Annotated in this window: 31 protein-coding genes; 14 read left to right on the forward strand and 17 right to left on the reverse strand. The window is 43.9% G+C overall.

Annotated features, from left to right (window positions below):
- The first annotated feature begins 358 nt into the window (after positions 1-358).
- Positions 359-1,198: a dUTP diphosphatase gene (locus QNM16_RS23150; protein ID WP_284022605.1), complete on the forward strand. Its 840-nt coding sequence runs from the start codon at positions 359-361 to the stop codon at positions 1,196-1,198.
- A gap of 62 nt (positions 1,199-1,260) precedes the next feature.
- A complete protein-coding gene (locus QNM16_RS23155; RefSeq protein ID WP_284022606.1) occupies positions 1,261-2,163 on the forward strand; it encodes a ProQ/FINO family protein in 903 nt (300 codons plus the stop codon).
- Between the two features lie 67 nt (positions 2,164-2,230).
- Here QNM16_RS23155 and QNM16_RS23160 read toward each other — a convergent pair whose 3' ends face one another.
- The gene (locus tag QNM16_RS23160; protein ID WP_284022607.1) at positions 2,231-4,111 is read right to left on the reverse strand and encodes a site-specific integrase; all 1,881 of its coding nucleotides are present in this window, start codon (positions 4,109-4,111) and stop codon (positions 2,231-2,233) included.
- 48 nt (positions 4,112-4,159) lie between these two features.
- On the opposite strand from QNM16_RS23160, the gene QNM16_RS23165 reads away from it, so the two are divergent.
- Positions 4,160-4,300: a hypothetical protein gene (locus QNM16_RS23165; protein WP_284022608.1), complete on the forward strand. Its 141-nt coding sequence runs from the start codon at positions 4,160-4,162 to the stop codon at positions 4,298-4,300.
- A 26-nt stretch (positions 4,301-4,326) separates the two neighbouring features.
- Here the strand turns inward: QNM16_RS23165 and QNM16_RS23170 are convergent, their stop codons facing one another.
- Positions 4,327-4,605, reverse strand: coding sequence for an HU family DNA-binding protein (locus QNM16_RS23170; RefSeq protein ID WP_284022609.1), 279 nt, complete (start codon positions 4,603-4,605; stop codon positions 4,327-4,329).
- Between the two features lie 661 nt (positions 4,606-5,266).
- On the opposite strand from QNM16_RS23170, the gene QNM16_RS23175 reads away from it, so the two are divergent.
- Complete coding sequence (locus tag QNM16_RS23175) at positions 5,267-5,536, forward strand: hypothetical protein (RefSeq protein ID WP_284022610.1); 270 nt, start codon at positions 5,267-5,269, stop codon at positions 5,534-5,536.
- Positions 5,537-5,551: 15 nt separating this feature from the next.
- Here QNM16_RS23175 and groES read toward each other — a convergent pair whose 3' ends face one another.
- The 7 genes from groES to QNM16_RS23210 all read right to left on the reverse strand — a co-directional run bounded on the left by groES (position 5,552) and on the right by QNM16_RS23210 (position 8,915).
- A complete protein-coding gene (gene groES, locus QNM16_RS23180) occupies positions 5,552-5,842 on the reverse strand; it encodes a co-chaperone GroES (RefSeq protein WP_284022611.1) in 291 nt (96 codons plus the stop codon).
- Positions 5,843-5,967: 125 nt separating this feature from the next.
- Positions 5,968-6,519, reverse strand: a complete 552-nt coding sequence (locus QNM16_RS23185) for a hypothetical protein (protein ID WP_284022612.1) — start codon at positions 6,517-6,519, stop codon at positions 5,968-5,970.
- A gap of 95 nt (positions 6,520-6,614) precedes the next feature.
- Positions 6,615-6,917: a hypothetical protein gene (locus QNM16_RS23190; protein WP_284022613.1), complete on the reverse strand. Its 303-nt coding sequence runs from the start codon at positions 6,915-6,917 to the stop codon at positions 6,615-6,617.
- A 10-nt stretch (positions 6,918-6,927) separates the two neighbouring features.
- Positions 6,928-7,347, reverse strand: coding sequence for a hypothetical protein (locus QNM16_RS23195; protein ID WP_284022614.1), 420 nt, complete (start codon positions 7,345-7,347; stop codon positions 6,928-6,930).
- Between the two features lie 43 nt (positions 7,348-7,390).
- Positions 7,391-7,726 carry a hypothetical protein gene (locus QNM16_RS23200; protein WP_284022615.1) on the reverse strand — a complete coding sequence of 112 codons (336 nt, stop codon included), beginning with the start codon at positions 7,724-7,726 and terminating at the stop codon, positions 7,391-7,393.
- 16 nt (positions 7,727-7,742) lie between these two features.
- Positions 7,743-8,270, reverse strand: a complete 528-nt coding sequence (locus QNM16_RS23205) for a glycoside hydrolase family 108 protein (protein WP_284022616.1) — start codon at positions 8,268-8,270, stop codon at positions 7,743-7,745.
- Between the two features lie 153 nt (positions 8,271-8,423).
- The gene (locus tag QNM16_RS23210; protein WP_284022617.1) at positions 8,424-8,915 is read right to left on the reverse strand and encodes a hypothetical protein; all 492 of its coding nucleotides are present in this window, start codon (positions 8,913-8,915) and stop codon (positions 8,424-8,426) included.
- A gap of 270 nt (positions 8,916-9,185) precedes the next feature.
- Between QNM16_RS23210 and QNM16_RS23215 the strand changes: the two genes are divergently transcribed.
- From QNM16_RS23215 to QNM16_RS23230, 4 genes are all read left to right on the forward strand, one after another.
- Complete coding sequence (locus QNM16_RS23215) at positions 9,186-10,370, forward strand: ParA family protein (RefSeq protein WP_284022618.1); 1,185 nt, start codon at positions 9,186-9,188, stop codon at positions 10,368-10,370.
- Positions 10,371-10,379: 9 nt separating this feature from the next.
- Positions 10,380-12,284 carry a hypothetical protein gene (locus tag QNM16_RS23220; RefSeq protein WP_284022619.1) on the forward strand — a complete coding sequence of 635 codons (1,905 nt, stop codon included), beginning with the start codon at positions 10,380-10,382 and terminating at the stop codon, positions 12,282-12,284.
- A complete protein-coding gene (locus QNM16_RS23225; protein WP_284022620.1) occupies positions 12,284-12,817 on the forward strand; it encodes a hypothetical protein in 534 nt (177 codons plus the stop codon). The genes QNM16_RS23220 and QNM16_RS23225 overlap by 1 nt, the downstream gene beginning before the upstream one ends.
- A 228-nt stretch (positions 12,818-13,045) precedes the next feature.
- Positions 13,046-13,519 carry a hypothetical protein gene (locus tag QNM16_RS23230; protein WP_284022621.1) on the forward strand — a complete coding sequence of 158 codons (474 nt, stop codon included), beginning with the start codon at positions 13,046-13,048 and terminating at the stop codon, positions 13,517-13,519.
- A gap of 608 nt (positions 13,520-14,127) precedes the next feature.
- Here QNM16_RS23230 and QNM16_RS23235 read toward each other — a convergent pair.
- Together QNM16_RS23235 and QNM16_RS23240 are read right to left on the reverse strand one after the other, a co-directional pair.
- A complete protein-coding gene (locus tag QNM16_RS23235; RefSeq protein ID WP_284022622.1) occupies positions 14,128-14,760 on the reverse strand; it encodes a hypothetical protein in 633 nt (210 codons plus the stop codon).
- Positions 14,761-14,954: 194 nt separating this feature from the next.
- A complete protein-coding gene (locus QNM16_RS23240; RefSeq protein ID WP_284022623.1) occupies positions 14,955-15,968 on the reverse strand; it encodes a hypothetical protein in 1,014 nt (337 codons plus the stop codon).
- A gap of 560 nt (positions 15,969-16,528) precedes the next feature.
- On the opposite strand from QNM16_RS23240, the gene QNM16_RS23245 reads away from it, so the two are divergent.
- Together QNM16_RS23245 and QNM16_RS23250 are read left to right on the forward strand one after the other, a co-directional pair.
- Complete coding sequence (locus QNM16_RS23245; RefSeq protein WP_284022624.1) at positions 16,529-16,936, forward strand: hypothetical protein; 408 nt, start codon at positions 16,529-16,531, stop codon at positions 16,934-16,936.
- A 12-nt stretch (positions 16,937-16,948) separates the two neighbouring features.
- On the forward strand, positions 16,949-17,776 hold the full coding sequence (locus QNM16_RS23250; RefSeq protein ID WP_284022625.1) for a hypothetical protein: 828 nt from the start codon (positions 16,949-16,951) through the stop codon (positions 17,774-17,776).
- Positions 17,777-17,820: 44 nt separating this feature from the next.
- Here QNM16_RS23250 and QNM16_RS23255 read toward each other — a convergent pair whose 3' ends face one another.
- The 5 genes from QNM16_RS23255 to QNM16_RS23275 all read right to left on the reverse strand — a co-directional run bounded on the left by QNM16_RS23255 (position 17,821) and on the right by QNM16_RS23275 (position 22,861).
- Positions 17,821-18,273: a hypothetical protein gene (locus tag QNM16_RS23255; RefSeq protein ID WP_284022626.1), complete on the reverse strand. Its 453-nt coding sequence runs from the start codon at positions 18,271-18,273 to the stop codon at positions 17,821-17,823.
- Positions 18,274-18,338: 65 nt separating this feature from the next.
- On the reverse strand, positions 18,339-19,421 hold the full coding sequence (locus tag QNM16_RS23260) for a ribonucleotide-diphosphate reductase subunit beta (protein ID WP_284022627.1): 1,083 nt from the start codon (positions 19,419-19,421) through the stop codon (positions 18,339-18,341).
- Positions 19,422-19,496: 75 nt separating this feature from the next.
- A complete protein-coding gene (locus QNM16_RS23265; RefSeq protein WP_284022628.1) occupies positions 19,497-21,653 on the reverse strand; it encodes a ribonucleoside-diphosphate reductase subunit alpha in 2,157 nt (718 codons plus the stop codon).
- Between the two features lie 204 nt (positions 21,654-21,857).
- A complete protein-coding gene (locus tag QNM16_RS23270) occupies positions 21,858-22,286 on the reverse strand; it encodes a hypothetical protein (protein WP_284022629.1) in 429 nt (142 codons plus the stop codon).
- A 47-nt stretch (positions 22,287-22,333) separates the two neighbouring features.
- Complete coding sequence (locus tag QNM16_RS23275) at positions 22,334-22,861, reverse strand: hypothetical protein (protein WP_284022630.1); 528 nt, start codon at positions 22,859-22,861, stop codon at positions 22,334-22,336.
- A gap of 100 nt (positions 22,862-22,961) precedes the next feature.
- On the opposite strand from QNM16_RS23275, the gene QNM16_RS23280 reads away from it, so the two are divergent.
- The 4 genes from QNM16_RS23280 to secB are packed head-to-tail and all read left to right on the forward strand — an operon-like array spanning position 22,962 to position 24,758.
- Complete coding sequence (locus tag QNM16_RS23280; protein WP_284022631.1) at positions 22,962-23,759, forward strand: PD-(D/E)XK nuclease family protein; 798 nt, start codon at positions 22,962-22,964, stop codon at positions 23,757-23,759.
- Positions 23,752-24,018: a hypothetical protein gene (locus tag QNM16_RS23285; RefSeq protein WP_284022632.1), complete on the forward strand. Its 267-nt coding sequence runs from the start codon at positions 23,752-23,754 to the stop codon at positions 24,016-24,018. Before QNM16_RS23280 ends, QNM16_RS23285 begins: the two co-directional genes overlap by 8 nt.
- On the forward strand, positions 24,005-24,289 hold the full coding sequence (locus QNM16_RS23290) for a hypothetical protein (protein ID WP_284022633.1): 285 nt from the start codon (positions 24,005-24,007) through the stop codon (positions 24,287-24,289). Before QNM16_RS23285 ends, QNM16_RS23290 begins: the two co-directional genes overlap by 14 nt.
- 4 nt (positions 24,290-24,293) lie before the next feature.
- Positions 24,294-24,758: a protein-export chaperone SecB gene (gene secB / locus QNM16_RS23295; protein WP_284022634.1), complete on the forward strand. Its 465-nt coding sequence runs from the start codon at positions 24,294-24,296 to the stop codon at positions 24,756-24,758.
- A gap of 8 nt (positions 24,759-24,766) precedes the next feature.
- Here the strand turns inward: secB and QNM16_RS23300 are convergent, their stop codons facing one another.
- Positions 24,767-25,552 carry a DUF5662 family protein gene (locus QNM16_RS23300; protein WP_284022635.1) on the reverse strand — a complete coding sequence of 262 codons (786 nt, stop codon included), beginning with the start codon at positions 25,550-25,552 and terminating at the stop codon, positions 24,767-24,769.
- Positions 25,553-25,621 lie beyond the last annotated feature (69 nt).

Consider the following 25,621-nt stretch of genomic DNA (forward strand, 5'->3'; position numbering starts at 1 on the left):
TTTGTACAATGTTTAATTGTTTTTTATCTATAACTGTACCTTTAGTGGATTTTTAATTTTAGCTAATACAGTGATGTACAATCATTTCTTTGTGATTGACAAGTCATTGCTAAAAAAGAACTTTTAAAGCTTTACACCAAGTGAAATGCACCGTATTATCCTGCGCAGCAGCTTATTTAGGGACAACCTAGTTTGTACACATTTTAGCTGCCTATATTGAGACGATAGAGACTGACAGGCTGCTTTTAACTGGTACTTACAGTACATGTTTGGCACGGCCTAAATTGATACTAATGATAATTTTATAATCGAGCAGCAATGCTGCCAATTTGATACTAAAGAAATAGAGAGACCACTCATGGTAATAAAAAATGAAATGCGTGAACAGCTCATCGCAATTTTAAAAGAAGTGACTTGGCCAAAAAACGTGTCGCTTGATTCGGCTGTTGATGCCATTTTAGAGGCACCGATCGCAAGTGAGGAACTGAGATTGAGTTTGACCATTGGGCTACATGACTCGATCATGGCCAATCAAACTCGTTTTGCTGCGGATGATAACTTTCAGGTCAGTGACTTGATCAATGCAATGGTTGATGCGCATGATGTACAAGTGGCACATCAAGATATGCAGGATGTTGAGCATTTACCAGCGGGATCACTGGCATTACCTGCACCTGAGGCCCCGTACTTTATGGTGGGGGATGTGCCACAGATACAGTTGCTCAATGACCATGCTGTGCTTCCTGAACGTGCACATCCAACAGACACAGGGTTAGATGTCACGCCGATCCGGGTTGTTAAGCAGCTTAGAGCCGATACTTGGTTACTCGGGTGTGGGTTTGCGGTTGCACCGCCTATGGGCTTTTATTTTGATTTAGTTGCTCGCAGTTCTATATCCAAAACCCCAGTTATGCTTGCCAATGCGGTTGGGATCATCGACGAGAGTTATCGCGGTGAAGTGATGCTTGCTGTCACGCTCAAAGTAGCTGAAGACTTAGCCACATTCGAGCCCAGCAAGTTACTTGGCAAACCGCTTGCACAGCTTGTTCTTAGGCCTTTAATTGTCACTCCCGCGATGCAAATTGTTGAGTCGCTGGCGCAAACACAACGCGGCGAGGGTGGGTTTGGCAGTACTGATCCCTCAGCAAGCAATCATAGTTTGCTTGGTGAAAAAGGAGATGACGTGGCGCGGGGTTAATTTCGCGTGCGTCTTGAGCGGGCTCAGCCCGTTTTTTCAAATACAAATGAAAGGAAAAAACCATGAAAAATCATAAGAACTTGTTTTTCCCTGAGCAAGCAACAAGTGCTGAACCACATACCACAGAGCCACTCTATGCGGATCAAGCTGCCTATGAGGGGGCGTTGTTTGCACTGAAAAAAGACTTACTTAGACACTTTCCCATGCACTTTGGTAAAAACAGCCAGCCATGGTCTGTTGGCATTCGGGAGCAGCTAATCAAACACTATCAAAGCAAAGGCTATCCGCCAGCGCTAGTGATCCAGGCGTTGCACTTTGAAGCGCGTTCTATTAATTACCGAGTCAATTGTATGCTGGCTGGGGTAAACGCCGCGCGTATTGGGCTAGACGGACAAGCGGATGGTTGCTTAAGTCGTCAGGAATTTATTTATAACTTAATGCAGTTGTCAGGGCTAGTGCGGCGTAAAGACAAAAAGCAGTCATGGGCGTATAAAGAATGGGCGCTGCGCGAGACGGTATTGGGACTCGTGCGCAATGAATTGACTCGAGAGTCTTTAATAGCCGCTAATCTCAAGTCAAAATTTGTCGAGTTATGTGTGAGGTTTGCCAATGACCCGCAGGCGATAGAGGCGCTTGCGTTAAAAAACAAGCGCTCAGGTGCATTGCATCCAGCGGTGTATGGCGCACCTTATATACCGGATGAATTATTTAACGCATTTAAGCGACGCCATCATGGCCATATTACCGCAGGAAAGAAAAAGCCAAAACGGATCCAGCTAGTCACTGAAAACTACAAACTATGTAGCTTACTTGAAGCAAGTGTAGATAAAGCCTCGCTGGCTGAGCCGAAAACCCCCAAGCTAAAAACACCTAGGCACACTCTAAGATATGCCACGAGCAGGCAGAGTAAGGCTGATAATTCGACTAAACGCATGCCTATCACAGCAAGACAAAACGCTGGTTAAAGCCGATGCATAGGGCGTCTATTGCACTCTTCGATAGAGTTGTCGCCCGCTCAAACACTTCTTTCAATTAAGACTTTAACTGTGATTGATGCAGCTCTGAGAGCTTTTTTTGGTTTAAACTGTGATCGTTTTTACCATAGACATTCATCACCACGGCGACGCTATCCATCAAACTGGTCGCTGCAAGACGATAGTCACCTGTCCTGTCTAACACATAACTAGCAACAAAGTGGCGCATACCATGTGGGTTTATACCACGACCAACATTGCGTTCCGGCCAGCGTGTAAAAGCAGCACGAGCTGTCCATGCCTGTACAGATTTAGCAAGTGCAGTACGTTGATAGGGATCGCCCAGAGCGCGCTGGTTACTGGCCCGAGTTTGAACAAATAGAGCCTCTGAATGAATACCAGACTCGGCGCGAATTTGTTTTAGTAAAGCAAGTAGTGTGGTTACTTTTGGGTTGCTGATCAGCACATCAATGGCCTCAACTTCTCGCCCGCGTCGATTCTTTAAATAGCTGCGAGGGACCTTTATGCGCAGCCCTGTCTTGTCCTCAAATAGAGCTGGCGTATTGCCATTGTCTTTGTCCAACCATTGCAAAGCACACCAGTTGGATATGCGCAGCGGTACCTCCAAGCTCAGCAGCAACCATAAACTGATTTGAGCAGGCGCAATGCGATTGACACCTGTGCACTTTTTACTGTGCTCTAGTAAATCTTGGGCGAGAAGATGAATATCACTGACGCTTTGTTCTAGCGTGGCATCAAAGCCATCCAGTAACCAACCAATGTTACGCTTACCGGCATCGTCGGCATCATGTTGCAACTCAGCCATAAGATGACGCACATCTCGTTGCCAGCTTTTGACCTGACTGCTGAGGTAATTGGCCTGCTCCAGCCACAGTGTGAGATTGTCAAATGCTTCTGTGGGCACCTTGTCGTTGAGTGTAAAACTACTGACCGGAGCATGATAACGGGTCAAATACCCTTGCATAGGATCGATAAGCCCTGACAGTAAATTGAGCGTGGTTTGCAAAGTTGCGTAAAACTCACTTTCTAAACAGTCATCCACATAGGCTTCGAGGTACTCGATCACTAGCAGCATACTGAGATCAAGCGCAGTTGATTCGATATCAAAGTTTGCACATAGCCAGCGAAAGTAGCGCTCTAGCATACGCTCAAAATTGCGTGCAGACGCGTTACTGCCATCTGCGTTTGTGGTCCATCGGCCACCACCGATGAGTGCTTGAGCTTCACGTCGGTTTAATTTAAATGAGGCATGTGATAGCGCAGGCGTACGTGCTTTGGTTTTAAATAACAATAGGCGCTCTATTTGAGTCTGTACTTTGTCATCCCAGCTTACTTTGGGTAAGGCTTGAATCGCATTATGTGCGATTTTAGAGGTGCTTGTGGCAGCCAAGTTACTCGACGCGACAGACAAGTAATGGGGCGAGACATTAAAGTGGTGAGCCAGTTGAGTTAATGCATCATGGTGGTTTTTGGTTGGCTTAGAGCCTTTGCTCATCCAGCGCTTTAGTGTTGGTACTGGAATACCGCTATGGGTATGCAAATAGTCTAATTGTGCTTTTTGAGAGCAGCTGCCAAGTTGTTTGCGCGTTAAATGAGACAGCTTTTCTCCGATGCTTAACTGAGTGGGCAGCGCGTCATTTAAGCAGTGATCTTGATAATAGTTAATGAGCTTTTTCAAACGACTCGAATACGAAGCAACAGAGCTTGGTGAATAATCGTATTTTAGCATGTATGCTCTAAGCTTTTGCTGTTGTTGCTTAATGGCATCAGTCCCAGCATAAACGAGCAAGCTTGCTAAATCAGGGTCCGAGATGATCCGTTCATGTCGTATCATAGTCAGTAATACACTGAGATTGCGGGCATGCGCTGTTTTGTGCTGCGATAATGACGTTGCGAGTTGGTCGACAACAGAAGACATGAAAAAGCCTATTACATAGTTCTTTGGGCTACATAATAGGCTTTATTAATGCGCTTTTCAAATGTCTTGTTGTGCAACGCAGTAGGAGAGCCTTGTACATACTTAGAATATGATAGCGCGGTTCAAGATAGGCAAATTTTTGGTGGGTTGTCTGTATTGGTAGGCGTACTTATTCCCATACATGACTAACACCCAAGGGCAAATCAAGAAAAATATTAGCTATTCAGGGCTTCTTTGAGCGCTTTTGCCGCAGCAAAGTTGGCTGTTTCACGTGCTGAGATAGCCACGGCTTCACCAGTTTGTGGGTTTCGACCGGCGCGCGCCGCTTTATGGCGTCTGGTAAAATTACCAAAGCCAGACAGCTTCACTTCACCTGAACCCTTGCTGAGCTCTGTGGTGATCATATCAAATACCGCATTTACCGTAGTAGCCGCTGCTACTTTGGTGATGCCCGTTTGCTCAGCAACCGCAGCGATTAACTCTGATTTGTTCATTTTAAATCCTCGGGGCAAGCCCTCAATCATCGTCTCAATTCTCATTGTACAACTCCAAAAGCCGCACAACTCTTACAGACTTACATCTGATTGGCTGTACTTTCGCAGAAAATTAGAGTGTTTACAAGAGTAAAATACTATTTTGGTTGTACAATGAATTATTTTTATGGGTTTAATTGATGAAAATTAAGTATTTATCATATTGACGACATCGGCATGAGTGAGTGAACGCTAAAGTGGGCTTAGCCCGTGGGTGAGTGAGTATTTGAACATGCTGATTTGGTTTGTCTACGCGATATTTGAGTTCTGGCCTTTAGGGAATTATATAATTTAAACAGTCAGTTATATTTCTATATTGGCTCATCGTGCAGGTAGAGCAAAGCCCGAAGTAATGCTTTTGTCGTGGTGATGTATGAGAGAATTTAATTGCCTTCCCTCTATGCTTTGTACCTATATTTCTGATATGATCGCGCCGCTCTGTGCTTGATGGGCTATGAAGCAGACCTTGATAAGCTGCATGCATTACATCGCTGGCAGCCCAGTTTTACAAGCACGGCTAATTCTGTATTTGAATACTGACGCAGTACAGAAGATTGACACTAGGTATTAACTAACTTGCAGGTATAACGACGATGAGACATTGTCGAGATAGGCACTGCAAGTGTGGCAAGCCAGCGGCCTAAACGATAAAGACTTTATGAATAATGAACTGACGCCTGACGTTGTATTGGGCACACGGGTGGTATTTTCACACCCTACTTTCGCATTTGTACCTGCTTATGTACAAAATGGCCGCAAACATCTACAAAAAGACGCTGTGTATACAGTACTTGCAGTACATGGAGAAGATGACTCCGCGGCTATTGAGCTTGAGGAGGTGGTGGGTGCACATTTCGCTATCACTCAGTTTGATGAGTATAATGATGAATAACCCATGATACTGCCTTTAAGGCACTAATTTGGCGATTAGGTCAGACTCAGTAATGATCAAGGCTTCTTGACCATCGATGATTTCGATATGGGGCCGATAAGGTTCATGAAATACCACGGTATCACCGACTTTTACGCATACTGGGCGGATGGTTCCATTGTCAAGCTGTTTGCCTGGACCTACTTGCAGTACGACACCACGGTTAGGTTTGGGCTCATCTTGTTTAAGTAGCTGTATACGGCGTTCTTTGGGATCTTCTGATGTGCGCTTAACAAGAAGCAGATCATGCAGTGGTAAAACGGTCATAACTTAGGTCTCAGTATCTCAATTTTCATAGATTGTACAATGATGTGTGTTGGATTAATAGAGTCTTTTCAAGTGCAAAAAAAAGCCCAGCAAGAGCTGGGCTTCGTTAACGTAAAATCACATGGTTATGATGCGACGCGTATCGCTTCATAACACACATGAATTTTATCACCCGCTTGAGGCGCCTCTGCAAACGTAATGGTTTGTGCAGATTCGTTTACTGTAATGTCAGGGTTAAAATCAGCAACGCCGTTTTTAAAGACCATGACAGAACCTACGCGAGGCCTGCGCGCAACGTTAAACACCGTGTTTGTGCCGTCTACCGCACCCGCCGCTACTTCACCACGTACAAGGTCTGCTTCTTTGATGTAGCCCATATCGTTTTCAATGACTGAGATCCGGTCTTCATGTGCAGTAAATCTGTTTGTCACTGTGGTCGCAAAGTTTGCATCATCTGCAAGTGCCGCCGCCAGCTCATTCAGCGTATTTAGTGCATCAGGTGAGCCATCAATTAGCTTTCTGATCTCTTCATCAACGTATGTAATATCGGCCTTGTTAGTGCCCAGTGCTGTGATGTCATCTGCAAATTTAACTAAATCTGCTTCAAATGAAGTATCAATCAGCGAGCGGTCGATAGAAGCGGTGATAACCTGCGTATTCGCGCGAATTTTAGACATAAATGTGTCTCCATAAAATGATTAGGAATCCACTCAGTCTCAGGTCTCAAGGAATGAGGATGCAAAGATAATCTGAGCATCCATATGCAATGATACTATGAGGTTAAAGTTGCATCAATGACGATTTTATCGCCGCTGTGCAATTCAACCCTTGGTAATTTGGTGACAAATGTGGCATTCCCCTGCACTACAGGCAATGCGTAATCAGTAATAGGTTCTAAACGCAATCCATTTAAAGTTGCATTCACGCCAGCGCCAACTTGTAATAAGCCCCCTAATGGGATTTCGATTTGCGCAGGGTCATCATCACTGATGACATGGGTGAGCTGAATGGTCTTGAGCGTTTGACCGCCTCCTCCAGAGCCATAGAATTGTTGAGAGATAGAATGTGTAAGCATACTGAACTCCTTACTGTATCAAGCCACTGACTGGTTGGTAGGTGTTTAACGATACCCAGAATTCAAAACTATCTTGTCCTACAACACCGTTTACTATGTCAGCTTTGATGATGATTTCGCGTTCATTCGATGCCACAGGGATCGGAATACGCAGCGCACCTGCGGTGACTATATTCATCTCCATAGGGACGACCGTTGCCCCGTTAAGTGTTGACATAACAAAGGGCTCACCTGCATTGACCTTCGGATCTGCCATTAAAAATGTCAGCTTAACAGCGGCCAGATCAGAAACCTTTGCAAAGTTGGTATAAATCATGAGCTGCTCTTTGCCTCGGGTCGCAGCTGGTACACTCAATGCATTGAGCTGCTCTGGTGCGCTTTGTATTGCTTCAAACTCGCCTGAGCTGTTTAGAATGTTAGCGGTAATCATATCTTGCTTTCTCACCCTTAAGTTTGTTTAGTCGTTACGCTGCTTAACAGCCTGTAACCTGCCAAGGCACATCCATGAGCACTTGCTTTGGACTGATCCGCAGCTTGGCGACTTGCTCAAATGCGTAACGTGTATTGTCTTCGTTTAATGCTACCCAAGCGTGTGCACTGGGGTATACACTGTGAACCACAGTACCGTCTACTAACTCAATGTCGTGAACGAGCGAGGTAATTGATTTTGTTGTACAATTACGCGCATCAACCCAGCCAAAAAGATAGTGTGCCATCGGTGCGTGCTGTGATATTAAATCTTCAAAAATCGCTGAGGCATTCTCTAAGTCACTCTCAGTGATGCTGCTAATAGTATACTCTGATTTCATAGCTAAAGTCGTCCATTTATTTCTGTCTATCAGACAAGATGAATTGTTGTAAGCGGTATGTACGGCGTAGCCAACCGCGAAGATATTTTTGTTGAGTTTGATTGCGTTGTACAATTCGGCTGTAAAAGACAGAACGATAAGACAGGTAATCTAGTGCAATATTGGTTTCGCCCCTATTTGACAAAGCCTGCTGTAATGCGGCGCGAGAGCCTTTACCAAAAATGCCATCCGCAGTGGTTTTAATGGCTCTTTGCATAAAGCGGATTGCCCGTGAAACCCCCATATTTACTGCGGTATCAAATACGTGGCAGGCCAACTCTGTGGGCAGCTGGTCACATTTAGCCTTTAAAAAATAGTCTGTGTAATAGATGCGTTTGGCATCGTCGATGGTCAGGTTGGCAATGTCCAGTGACGGATAAGCGCGTTGCGAAATTCCGTACTTTGTTAGACCTCCTGCATCGTGTTTGTCATCACTCATATAGCCTTCAAATTCAAGGAGTACTTCAAATACCTGTTCAAAGACCGATGGGTAAGATTGTGTCATAGTGACCTCTCTTTGATGTTAACGTTATGCGGCGCAGGCCACATGAAACACAGTCAACATAAAGCTTATCCTAGCTTACTCAGGTCACAGAACGGGAGTTGTTCGTCTCATAATTGAATTGTACAACGAAATTCACTTAAATTGGAATCAGACTTATACATTAGGGTTAGGTTTCGTTTGGCCAGCACGACGCAATGCCCACTGATTATGCTGTTTTTGTTCATATAATTTTTTTGCGTGGGCCTCAATTTTCCTGACTGACCACCCTTGCCCACGCCACCGTTCAAAGGCAGATAATGTGACGCCAAAAGATTCTGCCAATTGACTGACTTCATGAAATTGACGTTTGTATTTTAGCCATACAAGCGGTTTGTGACTGTTTACTCGCTTGTTGGATATCCAAAATACATTTGACCAAATATAACCTTGTTCAGGTTGGCGTAACACCAGTTGATAACCTGTTGGCTTGGGGGGCTCTCCAACATCGGCTTTGAATTGTTCGTAATCCTCGCGCCATGATTTTTGAAAAGGTATACTTTGGCGCTGTGCTTTGCGTTTTAAATAATACCAACTTCGGTATTCGCGGGTGTGTGAGCGAGGTTTTGATTTACCAAAATCAAATTCCGCCAATGTCTGTGTTTTCATTGTATCGTGTTATTTAAACTGCTTATTTCTAATTTAATATTACCCGAATTTACTCCAGCTAAAAACCCTAAAAGCCTTATAAATAAAGGGCTTAGTCTGCACGCACTTTTGGTGGTCATTGTTTATTGTCAAAATAATTGGTCATAACTTGTGGTTAATACTTGCAAGTGCTTAATGTATGCACTAGTATGAAAATCACTGCGGTGCAAGCTAATTGACCTGCTCAACTAGCTGTACTTATAAGAATAATTCTCTATGGGAAGCTAACACATGACTAATTTCGCAAAGCGCTTTTTACCCGCCGAGATCCACAAGGTTTTGGTCGAACGAGAAAACCGTGCTGCCATCTGCATGCTCTCGAATCGTAAAGGGGGAACAGGTAAAACAACGCTCACGCTCAATATAGGCGAAGGCTTTGCGTTATTAGCTGGCAAACGTGTGTTACTGATTGATGTCGATCGTCAAGCTAACTTATCGACGGCTTATGGTTTGACTGAGCGCATGACAGGTCAAACTAGCCATGCTTTCTCAGAGACAGGTGTGCGTCCAAATGAGTTGTTGGTTCCGCCCATCCACCCAGATTACGAAGAAGGTGATCAGTTCGCAGCGCGCAGTTCCTCTGCGGAAGTGATGGAGCAAGATGGTAAACCTGTGCTGCCGTACGGAACCTTTATTGATGGCGAGATTGAGTGCCTAACCGAGCTTAACCCGCTAGGTGGTTGCGTTGATGTTTTGCCAGCAGACGGTGAGCGCTTAAAACACATTCAAACTCATGCTGAAAACTACAATGCACGCGCCTTGTATGCAAGTTGGGCAAATTGGTTATACAGTTCCGGTGCGCTGACAAACTATGATGCGATCATTTTTGATGCGCCGCCTCTGGACAGTGAATTACATGAAGCACTCTACCAGTTGTGTGATCACATGATCGTCCCAGTACAACCATCAAACGATACATTGTCAGCGGCGTCAGCAGTTGCGTATTCATGCTTCGGGGCTCAAAACTCTGACGAGCGCCCACGCACCATGACAACCATTATTAATCCATTGAGCAGCAATCGTTTGACGAACGAGCAGCGTACGTGGTTAGAAAATGTAGTTTGGAACAACCAGTTTTTAGGCGCGCTTCCTGAAAGCCATGAGTTTCCGCGTGCTAACATCATTGATAAGCGTCGTAACACACCGTTACCGCCTTATGATGAAGAACATATGTTACAGCTGAGCGATGATGAGCGTATCGTCGCTGAAAAAGAGTACATTAAAGATATTCGTAAATTGGTATTGCCGACCCGTACGACCAAAGCGGATAAATCAACCCGTGATAGATTGGTTCGTGTGATGAACCATTTACATGACAAAATTTTAGGCGAACCACTGCCAAAAGACCCATTTGTAACGACCAAGTCAACTGCAACGTCTGGCGCAGCTAAAGGTAAGAAAAAGGCGAACGCATAAGGACTTCCCATGAGTGATAAAACACGACAAAAAAAACTCAGCAGAAAGGCGGCTTTAAAAGGCCAAATGAAGCCACTGCAAGGCGCAGCGGGTAAGGCGGCGCAAGAGTTATCGAACTCCATGGGGAACCTCGGAGAGTTGTTTGCGCAGCAGCAAAAGCAAAGTAGCGAAAGCACCCCTATTGAGCAAGCACCTGCTGAACCTGCGTCTGTTGCACCTGAACCGACCTCTGTTGAAACACAAGATAAGACATCCGAAGCTGCTTCAGCTTCAGTTCCAGAGGAGCAAAAGCCTGTTGAGGTCGCTGCGAATCCTATACAAGCAGACGTGCCAACACCTGCAACCGCTCATGTTGAACAAGCGCCATCGACAGAAGTTGAAACGCCAGAGGTTGTAGAGCAGACTACTGAGTTACTGAAAACACCAGCGACGCCTTTGCTTGAAACCGAGCCAGCCGCCGTCAGTGGCAGCAACACGGGTACTTTGTCAGTAGACAATGTGAATGAGTTGCACCAGATACTGGCCAAGAGTAAGTCAGCTATGTTCATTGAAGTGAATGTCAATGAAGTCTATAGCAGCTTAGATAATCACCGTGATTTTGGTATTTCATTTGAGCGTTACTTACAGGTACTGCCTCCCTTACCAAATAACTGGGAGGAATTATCGGGCGTTGAATATGTGGATCAGGTTTGGTCAGATATCATCATTGAAATGACAGATAATGATGAACTGGATGACCAAAGTGCACGTGTGATGCGCACCACTTTGATTGATGTTTTTGACATTGGTTACAGTATTCAGAAAAAAGGTCAGATCCACCCGCCTTTGGGTTACTTGGTTTATGATCAAAAAACTGGTCAACCAGAACGCGTAGAGTTAGTTTCTGGTGAAAAGCGTCTGCGCTCACACTACATGTTTGGTCGCAAGCGTGCAGTATTACAATTTACCGAAGACAGCACGGCGATTGAGCCATCGGCTGAAGTGAATTATAGCCGTGAGGAGCTGCGATTAGCGGAAAACACCCAATCTAAAAAGCCTGATGCGGATCAAATTATTGATGGTGTGCGAAAGCTTTATCACGCGCATATTAAGCGTGACGGTTTAGAGGCGGTTGAGAAGTGCTCCGTTGCTGAGCTGGTTCGTTTATATGCGCCAGCGCTTGCCAGTGCAGGTGGAGATACCGAGAGTCGTGTAGTTTCTCGCAACGCCAGACGCTATGTGAATATAGCGACGCACCCACAAGCGGCCACTTTTATTCGGATCTGCAAAGTAGCGTCAGCCAGTGTCAAAAAACTGGATGAATTACGTGCTAAATTAACGACCGCTGCCAGTGAATTAGGCTGCGATATCACCCCTGCTTTTGTCTATGCCTCAGCTGCAAAAGCGGATGATGTGAACTTTAGCATGACGGATATTCCAGAGATTTTAAAAGAAAAAGCCCTAGATGCTTTAGAATTACTCAACGGTGCTAAGCCCCAGGGTGAGGTTCAGTTGAGTCCTGAAAAACACTCTAAGGTTGTGACACAAAAAATGGCCAAAGAATCTCAGCAAAAACTGGGTACTTACGCAATGACCGTGACCAAAGGTAAAAATGCAGAGCCATCAAGGCAGTATTCATTTTTACAAATGATGTGTATGGTTGTGGCAGTAAAGGGCAAAGTAACAACTGAAGATGCGGCGATGTTACATCGTTTAAATGCAGAGCGAGGAGAAGCTTTGGGCGACGAGAAATTGATCCGCTACCGTGAAAGCTTAATCAGTGCTTGGGAGTCGATGGAAAGTGAAGCCGGTATATTAACCAATAGCTCACATGAGACGAGCATGTTAATTGACCGCTTAGCAGCGACTAGTAATCCACTTAACGTCATACAAGAATTTATTAAAGAACATAATACTGATGGGAGCGCTAAATAATGGTCAAGCGTAGCCGAAGCCGTAAACATTTGCTGGCTCAGCAAAGCCCTAAGTCAGAAGCAATCAGCCGCCGATTGACAGTGAGAATACCGAAAAAACTACATACCTTGCTGACTGATGCAGTCGCGGATGAGCAACCTAAGATCAGCCGTAACAAGTATGTGAGTGATGCCGTGGTGCGCTTGCGTGAACGTCATGTAGTATCACGCTTGGAGCTGCCATTACTCGATGATGAGGGCAACCAAGATATGACCGCGGATGAGATGAAACTGGTCGACAATGTCAATAAAGGAGTTGCGATTTTAGCCGAAGATACCAAACTGATCAGCGGTGAAAGTGTGTCGTTACCTATTCGTTTCACTGATGAAGGTGTTGCGGCGTTACAAGATTTAATTACTCGCGTACGTACTCAGTTGCCAGAAGACAGCAAGGTATTTGAAAAGATCAAAACGATCTTTATCCATATTGCTTTGTGGGACAAAGTGATGGATGGGAAATCGATGGAAGAACTCAACGCCCAGTCGACAAACTAAAATACACTGTACAAATCCATTACATTATTAAGCGTATCCGTTGATACGCTTTTTTATTTTTTAGCGCACATTTCCCCGTTCATTTCTTAGTGGATATATCCCACTTTAAAAGCATATCTTTATATATAATAAGCAGTTAAGAGCATTGCCTTGTAATGAAATGTAATATCTTTTCAACACCTTGCTTACTAAGCTGGAATTCAGTACTGAAAACTCAAAAAGAATATAATGATGTTACATGCAAACGCCAAAGTAAAAATTAAGCTAGCTACTGAAGATGGTGAGGACTGTGGGTATTTAAAGGTGACAGGGCATAATAACCTAGATCCTTTTGTATCCCATGTGAGTGAAGCCGATGCGACGGTACTTGTGCTGGAACAAGTGAAGCACGCCGATGACGCATTTTATTATCGTATTGCTGACAGCACGCTATATATCGATTTTTCGCGCACTAATGACTTATTGTGTGCTTTTAGAGTGGAGTTGCCAGTATCACTAAGTTCGGCTTGTGCGTGGAAACTAACTGAGAATAATGAATTAGAAGTTATTTATCTAGGGCGCTCTCCAACAAATGTGTTTATTTCACCGGCCTGCAATGCCAGACAAGAAGAGCGAACGGCACATGATAAAAACCTCGTCTTTTGTAATTATATTGGATCAGGTACGGTAAAACCTTATAAAGTACAACTGATTGCACAGTAAATTTGACTGCTTGAATATGAGCCTCTCTCGGAGAGGCTTTTAGTATCGGACTTAATTTGAACAACACAAATTTTTATTGTACAACCTGACACGTGTATGATTACAGTGGGATCAAAGGTATTGTGCTTATTATTTTAAGTTACCCATCTTCTGAACGGTATACCTTTCTTTTAATATCATTGTATAGTGAATTTTTTTGTTAAATAAGTTTGCTAGCAGCCACTTTACTTTAATATTTTCACTTAAATTCTTTGTGCATTGATTTTTGTTTCGATGTTTTTTGATCTGATATCTTAATTTAGGCAGATAAATAGATCATGAATAGATGAAAAGGATCACAAAAAGTTTCGTTATTTATAGAAATGAAACTTTTTTTGATCTTTAAAATTACTATTAAATGGATAAATTTTTATTAAAATCAATGTTTAAGATTAAATTAGGTTTGGATTAAAGCGTGATTATTAAGGATATATATTCTTACTGTGGTAGATACTGGTGTTTTTTAAATTTTTCTCAATATGAGAGTGAGTCGATTTGAAGTTGGTTTCGTGTGAGATATGAAGAAATAACAGCTAAAAGGGGAAGCGTTATGCTTCCCCTTTTAGCTGTTATTCTGTAACTAATTTGCCATTTACCTTGACCAAACTAAGTTGGTAGTTTTCCATATAAGTCATTAAAGGCTCTAATAAATTCAATATGTTGTCACCTTGAGAGGTGTTTTTATTTATGATCAACGAGTGGCCGTCTTGTAATAGTTGTTGTATTGGCTCTAATGTCTCGAAGATTTTTATGAAGCAGCTGTTGCCTTCTTGAACTAAGCTATCCAAGGTTGCAATCACTTCGCGTTGTCTTTGGGTTATGTCTTTATCCAATTTATTGCTTGGTGTGGTGATAGTATTTGTTGTTGCGACTCCCATGCGTTCCTTCGCCTCAGCTAACTCGGCCCTTAGTGAGGCCAGTTCAGCATCTTTGGCGTTCAATTCGCGTCGCGCTGTGACAAGTTCGTCTTCATATTGGCCCATAAAGCCAAATGCTTCGCCAAGCTCAGCCGAGAGTTGCTGTATGCGCTCATCAACTGGCGTTAATGAGTCAGCACCTACTTCGTTTGCCCCTCGAGAATCGCATCGGCTTTCAATTGAGTGCGCTGCATCAAGCGCCGCACTTCCCTGAAATACCTTACTAACTCTTAATGCGGCAGCATGTACATTTTTTCTAAGTTGAGTAGAGTTCAAATCTTTCAATTTTGTTACGCCCTATAACACGCGAGCTGCTATGTCGATCAGCCCGACCCTTGAGGGTGGATACAACCTGACTAAGTTTAAATATTCAAATCTTAATCGATTAATTTTTTTTATTTTAAAGTGCATCTCTTCACACTGAGTCAATCCCTAAATGTCTACAATACAGTCACTTAGGGAGACGTATGAGTAACATTTTATCTGATGTGCTCGGACATTCCAAGCCAATTGATTACATTTTTCTGCATAAAATTAACAGTGTCGGCGATTATCTGAGCGGTTGCTCTGATTTCACCCGTTGGGTCTTGTTGATCGTCCGATTGGACACCGTTTAGTAGCACACTTGCAAGGCCAAGTTTTTCAAATTGCAGTTTAGAGTTGATAGTAAATTCTAAATCACAGGTATTATGTACCAAAAATAAACCGAGTTTTTCGATACCTGTTGCGCGCGTGATCAGGTTACCCAAGCTGTCATCGGTGACATCAATAGAGGGGAAATTACCATGATTGCCTGAGGTATCATCTAATGAAATGAGCTTCATACCCATTCCAAAACTCAAATCTGGGCAGTGATTAAAGGTCACCTCTTGTGCATCTGCAACGTGAGATTCATGGTAAAGCTTTAGTTTTTCCAGTAGCTTAGCTGAAATATTTAAAATGTCAGCTTTCACTGCAAAAGATGAATATTCAAGTAGTTCAAGCTCGGCAGAAAACATGTTATTGATACGAAGTGTAATGGCGTTTAGTACATCAGGTTTCGTTGAGAAGATAATTAAACGTGAATTGGCCAGATCAATGATAAATGGGACATGGGTAGTCACCTCAGCTGCGCCTTTTAATAATTGCATGCGTACAGCCATGGTGATGGACTCGCGCTCTTCTTTTGATAGCTTAACACCCGGTGGCAATTGGTTAGATTTTTCTTTAATACGAACTGCGGCAGCTTGTTTTATCGCTGTTGCGGTGATAACTGAAGAATCGATACGCAATGTACCTATAAAGCCTCCATCGAATTTTTCTAATACGTCCGCTTCTGGTGCAATATCTAAAGTTGACAACGGATGTACTAAGCCCATTCTTTTATTACTGCCATCTAGTGCTGTATCTGGTTGATAAGCCATAGAATTAAGTTTTTCCCATGTGATATTTTCAGTTGTTCGTATATGAAATAGGGTGGCTTTTTTGGCGGCTTGATCTAGGATGTTTTTCATTTGCTTTATTCTCTTCGTCTCAATATCTCATCTATAAACAGGCATTGCACTGTTTAACTGGTGTTACGTTGCTTAATAAATAGTATTTTTAATCATATAGTAAATTTAATATACAACGCTTTATTTCATATTTATTGCGCTACTATTGTGCAATTTGCATCGTAAGTTTTAACGCTTATCTGTTAGCGCGCAGTCATTTTGCCTCAAATACGTAGATTGTCAAGCACGTATATGACGTTAATTTATCTATGAACTACAATAAACTTTAATAAATTCAGTAGCTTTAGGTTTTTTGTGACAGGTTTATTATTTTTTTATGCCTCTCACAGATCATATTTTAGTGTAGCGTTGCGTAATATAATCTCCTGCAATGTAGTGAGTTACAAGCGATTTTAGCAAATAAAAAGTAACATTTTATGACATATATCAATGAGATGGTTTGGTGGAGAGATAACTGTAGCTCAAATTGGGCGTGACAATATAATCTACAGCCTTGTACAATCTTTAATGGTTTAATTTGTTTATAGTCCAGTAATTTGAGACGATGTGAGGAACTTCAAATGGATAGAGCTATAAGTATTGTTGAGCGTTACACTGAGCTGTTAGAGCGTGCCTCGACACATAAAAATCCAACGCCGAGTAATGGCGTCGGCAACCCGTATCACGGTAAAAATGGGCGATTCGTCTCTGCTGCGAATGCTGTAGTGGCGTCTAAACGTCCGAATGCATTGCGCCGCAGTGCGCCACCTCAGCGTTTTAGAATTGACGGGTGGAAAGATGAGCCAGCCAGTGATAAAAACCCGAAAGGCCTAAAAATTGCGAAGCTAAAACCTGCTAATGGGCCTGCTGGTCCGCAAGTATGTGGACGCTCTGCGCGTGCGATTGGTCTGGATATTCGATGTCACGATGGCAAAGTCATGGCAGGGCATACAGCGCTTGGCCGCGCCGCAGCGACATCGCGCAGATAATAAGGATTACGAATGAATTATCTAACGCCAGCAAAGCAGGCTTTGCTCAGTTGTGAGCAGGCTTTACATTCGCTCGTGTACCAGCGAGACATTGACGTTCCGCTACATGAAGCATTGAGCATTGATAAGTTGATTGACTCTGCAAATGCGTTCCGTAGCCCCAAAGATAACTATCTAGATATGGTGTCTTTAGAAGAGCCGCAGTGGAAATTAGATAAGCGCGGTAAAGAGTTGACGATTAGCTTTAGGTTACAAGCTAAAGGGCGCTCAGATAATGCGCTGGTCGCTAAAGACATTGCCACCATCCATTCCCCCAAGCTACGTTTTACAAATCTTAAAACGTATCGTGTTGAGCCGACAGATAAAGGGAATAAAAAGTATGCGGGCATGACGCCGGTATATATGTTGCGTGATGATAAGTTAGACTTGGACCGTTGGTATGTTGAAAATGAGGACAAATTCGATAGCCCTGAAGCGTTAGAGGCGGCGAAAGCCCAGCTGTATGACCTGTATTATGTCGAGCCGTTAAGTAAGACGACTAAAATCAAAGTACACTGTGGTTGTCTGGATTATCAATATACTTTTGCGCAGGCGAATAAGGCGCATGGCGCACATTTCGGCCGCAATGCAAAGCGCAGCAAGTCGCATGATTATCCCGATATGAATCCAGAGCAACATGCTGGGTTTTGTACACATATTCTGTTTGCTTTGGAGATGCTCAGCCAATACGAGGCGTTTTGGGATAAAAGCTTAAAGCCATCGGGTCAAAGACGTTCATCTCGCTCACATAAAGCGGGGAGCAGCACTTTAGGGAAGTGGGCGAGCTTCTACGGTTACTAGCGTTAAAAGAAAAAGTGCAGGCTTTACTCTGCACTTGCTCAATGCTATTTGGAAGATAAAGTCGAGAGGTTGTCCTCATCTATTCCTGTCAGGATCTGTCTGACTAGACGCATACCATCTCGCATGCCGTGCGTATATGGGTCATTGTGCATATTGTGGTTTTCGATCAGCTTATCGAGCAGTGTACCGATATCTCTTAAATGCTGGCCCTGGTGTGTGCTTTGGCAAGGATCACCAAATTGTCTACTCGCTAAGTCAAAGGCTCTGCCCGCTTTTTGTAGACGTGCAATGGCAGTTTCTGCGCCATTTGATTGGCAAACATATTGCGACTCTGTCAGCAGCTGGCAGAGGGTTTCAAGCGGCGCGACAGTGTAAGTTGGTTGAACTTCTAGCCCGATGATACCAGCCGCAGCTCTGTCTTTATGGCTAATAGGCGCGAGTGAGATAGCATTAAATGGACCAAAAGGCCCTACACCTGCACTACATTGTTTGGTCATGGTTCAGTGGTTTCCTAAACTAAAAAAGCCGAGGTATGACTCGGCTTTGGTTGTGACTGAAAAAATTAAAACTTATCGAATCCGCCAACGGCGTTAGATTGGTTATATGATGCGCTGTCAGTAAAGAAGCCGCCTTTGGCGTTGCCTTCACCGTGCATATCAGCTCGCTCTTCTAAGTGGCGGTAAGGGTTTTCTTCTACGCCTTCATAAATTGGGTCAATTTTTATGGCCACTAAGCGGCGATTTGCCAAGTGCTTGGTGTAGTGCTCACATGATTTTTTATCCATACCTAAAATACGGTCACCGATGATATGATGCGCCCAAGCAACTTCTTGGTCGACGGCTTTTTTGGTCATCTCAATGACCCAATCATGATCCGCTTCTGTAAAGGTCTCTGAAATGATGTGACGGAATAAAGTCACATGGGTCAATTCATCTTTATTGATCAGCTTGATAATGCGTGACGCGCCCGTCATCGCGCCTTGTGCTGCCAGCAAATAGAAAAACTGAAAGCCATTGTAAAAGTACAGACCTTCTAGCAAGTAGTTGGCAATGAGCACGCGCTTAAATCCTTGCTCAGTAGGGTTGTCTAAGAAGGCTTGAAACTCTCCGGCAATAAACTTGTTTCTTTCAAATAAAATTTTGTCGTCGCGCCAGCGATCATAAATACCATTGCGCAATTCCCTTGGGATCACTGACTCAATAATATATTGGTAAGAGTCTGCGTGGATCGCTTCTTGGAAAGTTTGAATGGCCAGTAACATTTTGACTTCAGGTGCGGTGATGTAGTCAGCGATGTTTGGTACGTTGGCCGTTTGTATTGAGTCTAAAAAGATTAAGAAACTCAAGATCCCTGTAAAGGTTTCTTTTTGGTCCTCAGTCAACAGGTCAAAGCGATCTGATTGAAGGCTGTTTTTTTGCGGGATCCAGAAATTGGCATACATGGTGGTTTTTAGCTTAGTTGCCCATTTGTACTTGGTATTGTTTAACTGGATCAGGTTCGTTGAATTACCGCCAATCAATTTACGTTCGGTTAGCTCGTCTGTGCCGTCTGGGTTAAATAGTCGCGCTTTTTTAAATTCTGGGTTCTCAATTTGCGTGCTTGTATTAGTAAATGCCTGCTGGTCGATTATGCTGGTTTCGCTCATATCATCCGTCTCAATTAGGTTTATTTTGGGTGGTAAAAAAGGGGCCTGTGCCCCTTGTTGCGCGGGAGGCTTAGCTTAGTTAGCGCATGCCGTACACGATGAATCTAAATCAACGTTGCGGGTGTAATAAATACACTTAATGCCTTTTTTCCACGCATCTCTGAGCGCTTGATAGCGGTAGAAAGCATCTTCTTGGTCGTTGTTGAGATCAAACGTCATTTCGTACGAAATACCAGTGTCTACCCAGCGCTGTACTGTGGACACAATGTCATTCATGACATATTTTGAAAAGTGCTTATATGCCTTGTAACCCAATGGGTTTTCATGCAAATAAGGAGGGACAATCGGTACTGCACGGTGATTGCTTTCATCGTAAAATAGCGCAGAATAAACCGGTAAAATGGATGCGACGCAGCCATGGATAATGGAACTGGACGTGTTCGGAGCAATGGCCATGATCTGGCTGTTACGGATCCCATGTTTGTTAATGGCCACTTGTAAGCTCTCCCAGCGCGATGGATCTGAGGCATGCTTAGCGTACTCTTCGATACGCTCGCCGGTGTCCCACATAGAACCTTGAAAGGCTTCAAACGCGCCGCGCTCTTCAGAGATTTTAATGCTCTCAGAAATACACGCATAAGCGAACTCTTCAAATAGTTCATTGATTAAGTCCATGCCTGATTCATAGTTGGTGTTGCGCGCCGCAAGGAAGTCATTGAGGCCCATTGCACCTACCCCAATGGTCCGGTATTTATTGTTGTGGACATTAGACTCTCGGATCGGCGTGGCGGTGAGGTCAATCGCGTAATCCAGAGCGCGTACTGCGGTGCGACAAGAGATTTCAAGCGCGAAGAAATCTGGCTGGTTTGCCAAGTTTACAGAGATCAAGTTACATGTATGGGCTTCTTCATCGGCCAACACATTTGAGTAAGACTCTACACACAAGTTACCACACGGGATGATGCCGGTATGCTTATTGGGATTAAGGCGGTTTACTGTGCACTTGTAGAAGAGATAAGGCAGCCCTGATTCTACGTGTAGTTTGATGATCTCTTTGATTAACTCTCGTGCTTTAACGACCGTGACTATTTGCAGCTTACCTTGCTCGTATGCTTTAACGGCTTCTTTGTAATTTTTGACAAACTCGTCGCCAAAGCAATTGACCAGATCAATGTCTAATACCGTGCGTAGTTCATAAGGGTCAAACAGGTGCCAGTCGCCATTTTCGCCATCGACTTCCCAGAAATAATCCGGTGTGACAACTTGAGGGAATACATCAAACGCCTTTGCTCTTTGGTCGCCTACTTCTGTTTGCATCTCTAAAAATGCATGAATATCCGCATGCCATACATCTAACGCGAGCGTCACAGCCCCTTGACGTGTGCCGCCTTGGTCTACATAGGTTGCAGTGTCATTAAACAGTTTAGCAATGGGAATAACGCCTTTAGATGTGTCTTTACGGCCGCGAACCCAAGAGCCTGAAGCACGAATGTTCGACAGTAATACACCGCATCCGCCCCCTTCTTTAGAGATACGTGCAAAGTTTTTAATGTTGTCAAAAATCGAGTCTAAATCATCGTTCATTGAGATGATGAAGCAGCTCGATAGATTACCCTCTGGGCGGCGTAAATTACGTAAAAATGGCGTGGCCAAAGAAAGGCGGCGTAAGCTTAATCCATCGTAGAGGTCTTGTACAAACTCAAGCGACTTTTCTTTACTTTGTGAGTTAATTAATAGTGCACACATCAAATAAGCAATTTGCGGTGTCTCGTTCTTGACCAAATACCCTTTGATGAGTTTGTCTGCACCTGCAAAGTCGTAATCTAAATCGCGTTCTGGAGCGAGTAGACGACCAGCTAAATTGAGTTCTTCATCGCTGTAGTGTTCAATGATGTGGGGGGCATATAAGCCCGCGTCTACCTGACTGTGTACGAATTTTGCAAACCCTTGGCCTTGGCGGGTTTCATCGGTTTCTTTCCAATGCTTCATCATCAGTAAACGACCGGCAACATAAGACCAATGTGGCTCTTCCGCCGTGGTCATAGACAGTGCGGCATACGTCAGGTTTTCCTGAATTGCTTCTGTTTTTACCCCATCATTAAAAATCGCAGAAATTTTTGACTCAAGTTGCAGGGGATTAACTTGGAGGTTTTGACTTGCCCAACCAATTACTTGTTTAATCTTGGCAAGGTCAAATTGTTCGGTAGAACCGTCGCGTTTTTGTACAAGCATTTAACGCTTCCTTTTTTATCTTTAGTATCAAATTTAATTCAGTCAAAGCATGCGCCTAAGTTTGGTACGCTCACTTTGTTGGCACGTAGTTTTACTTTTTACAAAGAGTTAGTCAAGCGATAAATGCAAGTAAATGCCTACGCCGCAAGTCCCTATGAACATTGTGGATTTTTAGCCGTAGGCAGATTTTTAGAGGGATTAAGGCTAGTCTGTTTTAGCGGCTAAGGTGGTGTTTGGCAGGCCTAATATTTTGCCAAATACGTCTCTAAATGAAGACGCTCCTTGGATCACCCCTGCAAACATCATGCGCTGAGCTTGCAGATTAGCGGCGGTTTGTCGCTCTTCTTCAGTACGTTGTTCTGGGTCCTCATTGAGAGACGCTTCGGTTGTGACGATTTCATCTTGTTTGCTTTGTGCAATGCCTTGTACATGACTTAGTGTTTTTTCAAGTGCTTGATCAATTTGCGCACGGGTGACTTGCTGGGAAGGCAGTGTGATAAGGCTATCAAAACTGCTGTGAGCAACCGCAAAACCGTTGTCACAATAAGTACATACGGCAACTGCTTTGCCAGCTACTGTGCCGATCACCGTCAGGTTTTGGCAGTGGGGGCAACGGGGGGTTTTATCTTGCATTACATTGGTCTCATTTAGTTAATAGTTTATTTTATTGTACAATAATTCTAGTGTTTCTGAGGGACTTCAACCAAGCTTTCACTGAAGATACAGAGCGTTGAGTCTCCATAGGTTCGTTTGTACTGTGGGATCTCGTCCTCTTCATACCTTGATACGCCCAGTTGTACGGCTTGCTCAATGGGTAACATCTGAATCGCAAAATAGTACAGCGGTTCCCAGTTAGGGTTAAAGGAAGAGCGTACATAGCATTGCGGATAGGTCGAAAAAAGCCAAGAGTATTCAAACTCTTCAAGTAACTTAGAGAGTACTTTATCCATCCCCTCAGGCGTCTCACATTGTGAAGGAACGTACTTGCGCGCATACTCCCTCACCGCCTCATCGACAATCTGTTCATGGTGTTCAAGAATGGCGTCACAGGCTTGATAGCGTTGCTCCATAGGGAGTTGCTTAATAAACTGCGAGGCTTGGTATCCATCGTCCATATAACATGTCAGCTCAAGCGCATCGTGTATGGTTTGCTTGACCTGTTCGACAGGCACAGCCTCAAAGGGCACTGTATTGTTTGTGTCTAGCATTTCACGGTCTCAATTAAATAAAACGCATGAATTATGGCATAAGGTATCCCTGTGTTTCTAGCGTCAATTAAGCTGGATTATTCTATCTAGCTCGGATAATATGAGCGCTGATAATAACTTGAGACTTGAGACTATACTCGTGATGACTAGTGCGAGGCGAAGTCGACTGAAACGCTCCACACGTAATAAAGTGAGTGCGTTTGTGTTGCCTAAACCGCCACCTTTTGTACAACGAATTGATTACACAGAGCTACAAGCTAGCACCTTATCCACTGGCCGTGTTTATGATACGCCAGCAGGCGGCTTTGCATCGATCACCACGTTATTGGGCAAAACCCAAGATCCTGAAAAAGCACAAGCATTGGCACAATGGCGAGAGGCGGTTGGCGCTGAGCAGGCCCAAGAGACTTTAGACGAGTCGAGTGAATATGGCACCTTGGTGCATGATACGATGGAAGCTTATCTTAGACACGAAGCGATAGATGCCAGTAAATTGCACCCGCTTGCTAAACGCGCAGTCAAAGAATTATGCCAGCTCCTCAAAGGACGATTTGAACAAACCTGGGCATTGGAAGTGCCTTTGTACAGTCCGACGCTACGAATTGCTGGTCGCACCGATGTCGTTGGTGTCTGGCAGGGGAAGCCTGTGATATTGGATTATAAAACAGCTCGCACACCGAAAAAGCGTGAAGACATTACGGATTATTTTGTTCAGCTGCTGTTTTACGCATTAGCGCATAACGAAGTATATGGTACCAACATTCGCCACGGTGTCATTGCGATGGCCGTGATGACAGGTGAGCCACAAGTCTTTGAGGTTGATCTTTGGGACCTTGAATTATGGCAAAAGTTTGAAGACAAGTTGGTGAGCTTTCACGGAGAGTATTTCGATGACTAACCTTCAGCAACAAAAGCTGGCACTAAACGGCGCAGAGCGAGTCGATAAATCAAAGAATATCAATCGGCTACGCAGTGCAATCCAGCAACTTTGGACCTTACTAGATAACATTGAGACGATTCAAGAAATGGCTGGTGAAGACCATGCCTTATATCAGCAGCTGGTGATGCAAGAACTCGCACAGCGCGAGGCTTTGGGGATCTGTGTGAATAACCGTGGACACCTGATGCTTGAGGAGTTGCCAGATGACGCTACGTGAAGTGTTAATCGCCCACTTTGAAACGGTGCGGCCCAACTTGTCCATTTATGGGTTATCCATCGCCCTAGAAGTGGAGCTGTATGTTGCAAATGCACAGCCAGAAGCACAGTTAGACAAGCAAATTGCCATGCTGACATCTCATCAAGTTGCCCTTGATCTAGCAGGTGAAGACAAAGATTTACGCCTGTGTATGGTCGAGGAACTAAACGCTATCAGAGTTGCAGCCCTTAGTGCGCTGCATGAATTTAACAATCAAACTATGAAAGAGTAAAACCATGTCTGAACAACAAACAGAATATAAATTTGAACTACAGAAGATTTATTTTAAGAACAGCACATTTTCAACTGAAGATACACCTGCGGTGTTCTTAGAAGAGTGGAAACCTGCCATTGAAATTGACTTAAAGACCCGTGCAGATAAGCTCAGTGATTCTACTTACGAAGTCGTGGTGGAGGTGATTGCCAGTGTGACCGATATGGACAATCCTGAAAAGGGCTTGTTCAAGGCATCGGTCGAACAAGCGGGGATCTTCGATATTGAAGGGTACACCGAACAAGAATTAGTTGGACTACTGGGCTCTCATTGTCCTGCTCAACTATATCCTTATGCTCGTCATCATATTGCTGAGCTTGCGTTACACGGTGGCTTCCCGCAGATGTTACTTGCGCCAGTTAATTTTGATGAAATGTTAGAGCAAGCGGTCAAAGATGCTGAAGCTGCTGCACAGACTGGTGAATAAACTCGCCATTATTGAGCAGCTTTAATTCCGCTGTGCTGTGATTGTGAGCTAAACTCCATCGGATCACGGCGGTATTGTTCTAGATAGTGCGCTTCATGAGTGTTTTTGAGTAGAGTTATTACTTCATCACACAAGTTGAAGCGCTTTTGCGTTACTTCAAACGAATGATAAATATCACCATCTTTGGTTCTCAATGAACTGGCTAACCAATCACAATACATTTCGAATAAATCGACTAAGGTCATATCCATAACCCCACCTGAAAAGTGTTCTGGGTGATGGCGATTATGCGCATAGTGGTGTTCAAGTGCAGGTTTTAATTCTGCTAGAGCCTTGTGGTAATCGACACTGCCGAATTCAACAAAAGAGAGGCGTTCCATACTTTTAGTAAAGGCATCGACTTCGGGTGCAAGCAGCTTTGACTGATCGTGCGTGAGGCAACGCCTGTGGATCTCTTGTAACCATACGCTAAGCAGGCTCTGCTGTGATGCGCGGTGCTGGGCTAACCAACTCTGTGTATTGGCAACTAAAGCGCGAACTAAGGGACTGGCCTTATCAAGCCACTGCCAAGCTTGTGTGCTGCTGTGCTCGAATGCGTGTAACAATGAGAACAGGGTATGAGGCTTGTGTTTCGTGACACTTGCAGTTTGCATCAATACATCAGCACCGTGCAATAAAAATCGCTGCACAAACCAGATGTGCCGCCAAGTTGTGGCATTGGTAACCAGCTCACAGGTGTTTAAATTGACCTCAAGCTGATCACCAAATGTGGGTGAATTCTTGTTTTGTAACATACATGAATACCTTTGAAGCAATGAAAATTTGCTCACTTCTCAGACGTCACTCAGCTCAAACAAGAAAAC

The sequence above is a fragment of the Pseudoalteromonas umbrosa genome, assembly GCF_030125375.1.
GTDB lineage: Bacteria > Pseudomonadota > Gammaproteobacteria > Enterobacterales > Alteromonadaceae > Pseudoalteromonas > Pseudoalteromonas umbrosa.

Bases quoted from the DNA above. Each gene is read 5' to 3' on its own strand.
- QNM16_RS23150 (WP_284022605.1), top strand. From the start codon at position 359: ATGGTAATAAAAAATGAAATGCGTGAACAGCTCATCGCAATTTTAAAA.
- QNM16_RS23155 (WP_284022606.1), top strand. From the start codon at position 1,261: ATGAAAAATCATAAGAACTTGTTTTTCCCTGAGCAAGCAACAAGTGCT.
- QNM16_RS23160 (WP_284022607.1), bottom strand. From the start codon at position 4,111: ATGTCTTCTGTTGTCGACCAACTCGCAACGTCATTATCGCAGCACAAA.
- QNM16_RS23165 (WP_284022608.1), top strand. From the start codon at position 4,160: ATGCGCTTTTCAAATGTCTTGTTGTGCAACGCAGTAGGAGAGCCTTGT.
- QNM16_RS23170 (WP_284022609.1), bottom strand. From the start codon at position 4,605: ATGAACAAATCAGAGTTAATCGCTGCGGTTGCTGAGCAAACGGGCATC.
- groES (WP_284022611.1), bottom strand. From the start codon at position 5,842: ATGACCGTTTTACCACTGCATGATCTGCTTCTTGTTAAGCGCACATCA.
- QNM16_RS23185 (WP_284022612.1), bottom strand. From the start codon at position 6,519: ATGTCTAAAATTCGCGCGAATACGCAGGTTATCACCGCTTCTATCGAC.
- QNM16_RS23190 (WP_284022613.1), bottom strand. From the start codon at position 6,917: ATGCTTACACATTCTATCTCTCAACAATTCTATGGCTCTGGAGGAGGC.
- QNM16_RS23195 (WP_284022614.1), bottom strand. From the start codon at position 7,347: ATGATTACCGCTAACATTCTAAACAGCTCAGGCGAGTTTGAAGCAATA.
- QNM16_RS23200 (WP_284022615.1), bottom strand. From the start codon at position 7,726: ATGAAATCAGAGTATACTATTAGCAGCATCACTGAGAGTGACTTAGAG.
- QNM16_RS23205 (WP_284022616.1), bottom strand. From the start codon at position 8,270: ATGACACAATCTTACCCATCGGTCTTTGAACAGGTATTTGAAGTACTC.
- QNM16_RS23210 (WP_284022617.1), bottom strand. From the start codon at position 8,915: ATGAAAACACAGACATTGGCGGAATTTGATTTTGGTAAATCAAAACCT.
- QNM16_RS23215 (WP_284022618.1), top strand. From the start codon at position 9,186: ATGACTAATTTCGCAAAGCGCTTTTTACCCGCCGAGATCCACAAGGTT.
- QNM16_RS23220 (WP_284022619.1), top strand. From the start codon at position 10,380: ATGAGTGATAAAACACGACAAAAAAAACTCAGCAGAAAGGCGGCTTTA.
- QNM16_RS23225 (WP_284022620.1), top strand. From the start codon at position 12,284: ATGGTCAAGCGTAGCCGAAGCCGTAAACATTTGCTGGCTCAGCAAAGC.
- QNM16_RS23230 (WP_284022621.1), top strand. From the start codon at position 13,046: ATGATGTTACATGCAAACGCCAAAGTAAAAATTAAGCTAGCTACTGAA.
- QNM16_RS23240 (WP_284022623.1), bottom strand. From the start codon at position 15,968: ATGAAAAACATCCTAGATCAAGCCGCCAAAAAAGCCACCCTATTTCAT.
- QNM16_RS23245 (WP_284022624.1), top strand. From the start codon at position 16,529: ATGGATAGAGCTATAAGTATTGTTGAGCGTTACACTGAGCTGTTAGAG.
- QNM16_RS23250 (WP_284022625.1), top strand. From the start codon at position 16,949: ATGAATTATCTAACGCCAGCAAAGCAGGCTTTGCTCAGTTGTGAGCAG.
- QNM16_RS23255 (WP_284022626.1), bottom strand. From the start codon at position 18,273: ATGACCAAACAATGTAGTGCAGGTGTAGGGCCTTTTGGTCCATTTAAT.
- QNM16_RS23260 (WP_284022627.1), bottom strand. From the start codon at position 19,421: ATGAGCGAAACCAGCATAATCGACCAGCAGGCATTTACTAATACAAGC.
- QNM16_RS23265 (WP_284022628.1), bottom strand. From the start codon at position 21,653: ATGCTTGTACAAAAACGCGACGGTTCTACCGAACAATTTGACCTTGCC.
- QNM16_RS23270 (WP_284022629.1), bottom strand. From the start codon at position 22,286: ATGCAAGATAAAACCCCCCGTTGCCCCCACTGCCAAAACCTGACGGTG.
- QNM16_RS23275 (WP_284022630.1), bottom strand. From the start codon at position 22,861: ATGCTAGACACAAACAATACAGTGCCCTTTGAGGCTGTGCCTGTCGAA.
- QNM16_RS23280 (WP_284022631.1), top strand. From the start codon at position 22,962: ATGAGCGCTGATAATAACTTGAGACTTGAGACTATACTCGTGATGACT.
- QNM16_RS23285 (WP_284022632.1), top strand. From the start codon at position 23,752: ATGACTAACCTTCAGCAACAAAAGCTGGCACTAAACGGCGCAGAGCGA.
- QNM16_RS23290 (WP_284022633.1), top strand. From the start codon at position 24,005: ATGACGCTACGTGAAGTGTTAATCGCCCACTTTGAAACGGTGCGGCCC.
- secB (WP_284022634.1), top strand. From the start codon at position 24,294: ATGTCTGAACAACAAACAGAATATAAATTTGAACTACAGAAGATTTAT.
- QNM16_RS23300 (WP_284022635.1), bottom strand. From the start codon at position 25,552: ATGTTACAAAACAAGAATTCACCCACATTTGGTGATCAGCTTGAGGTC.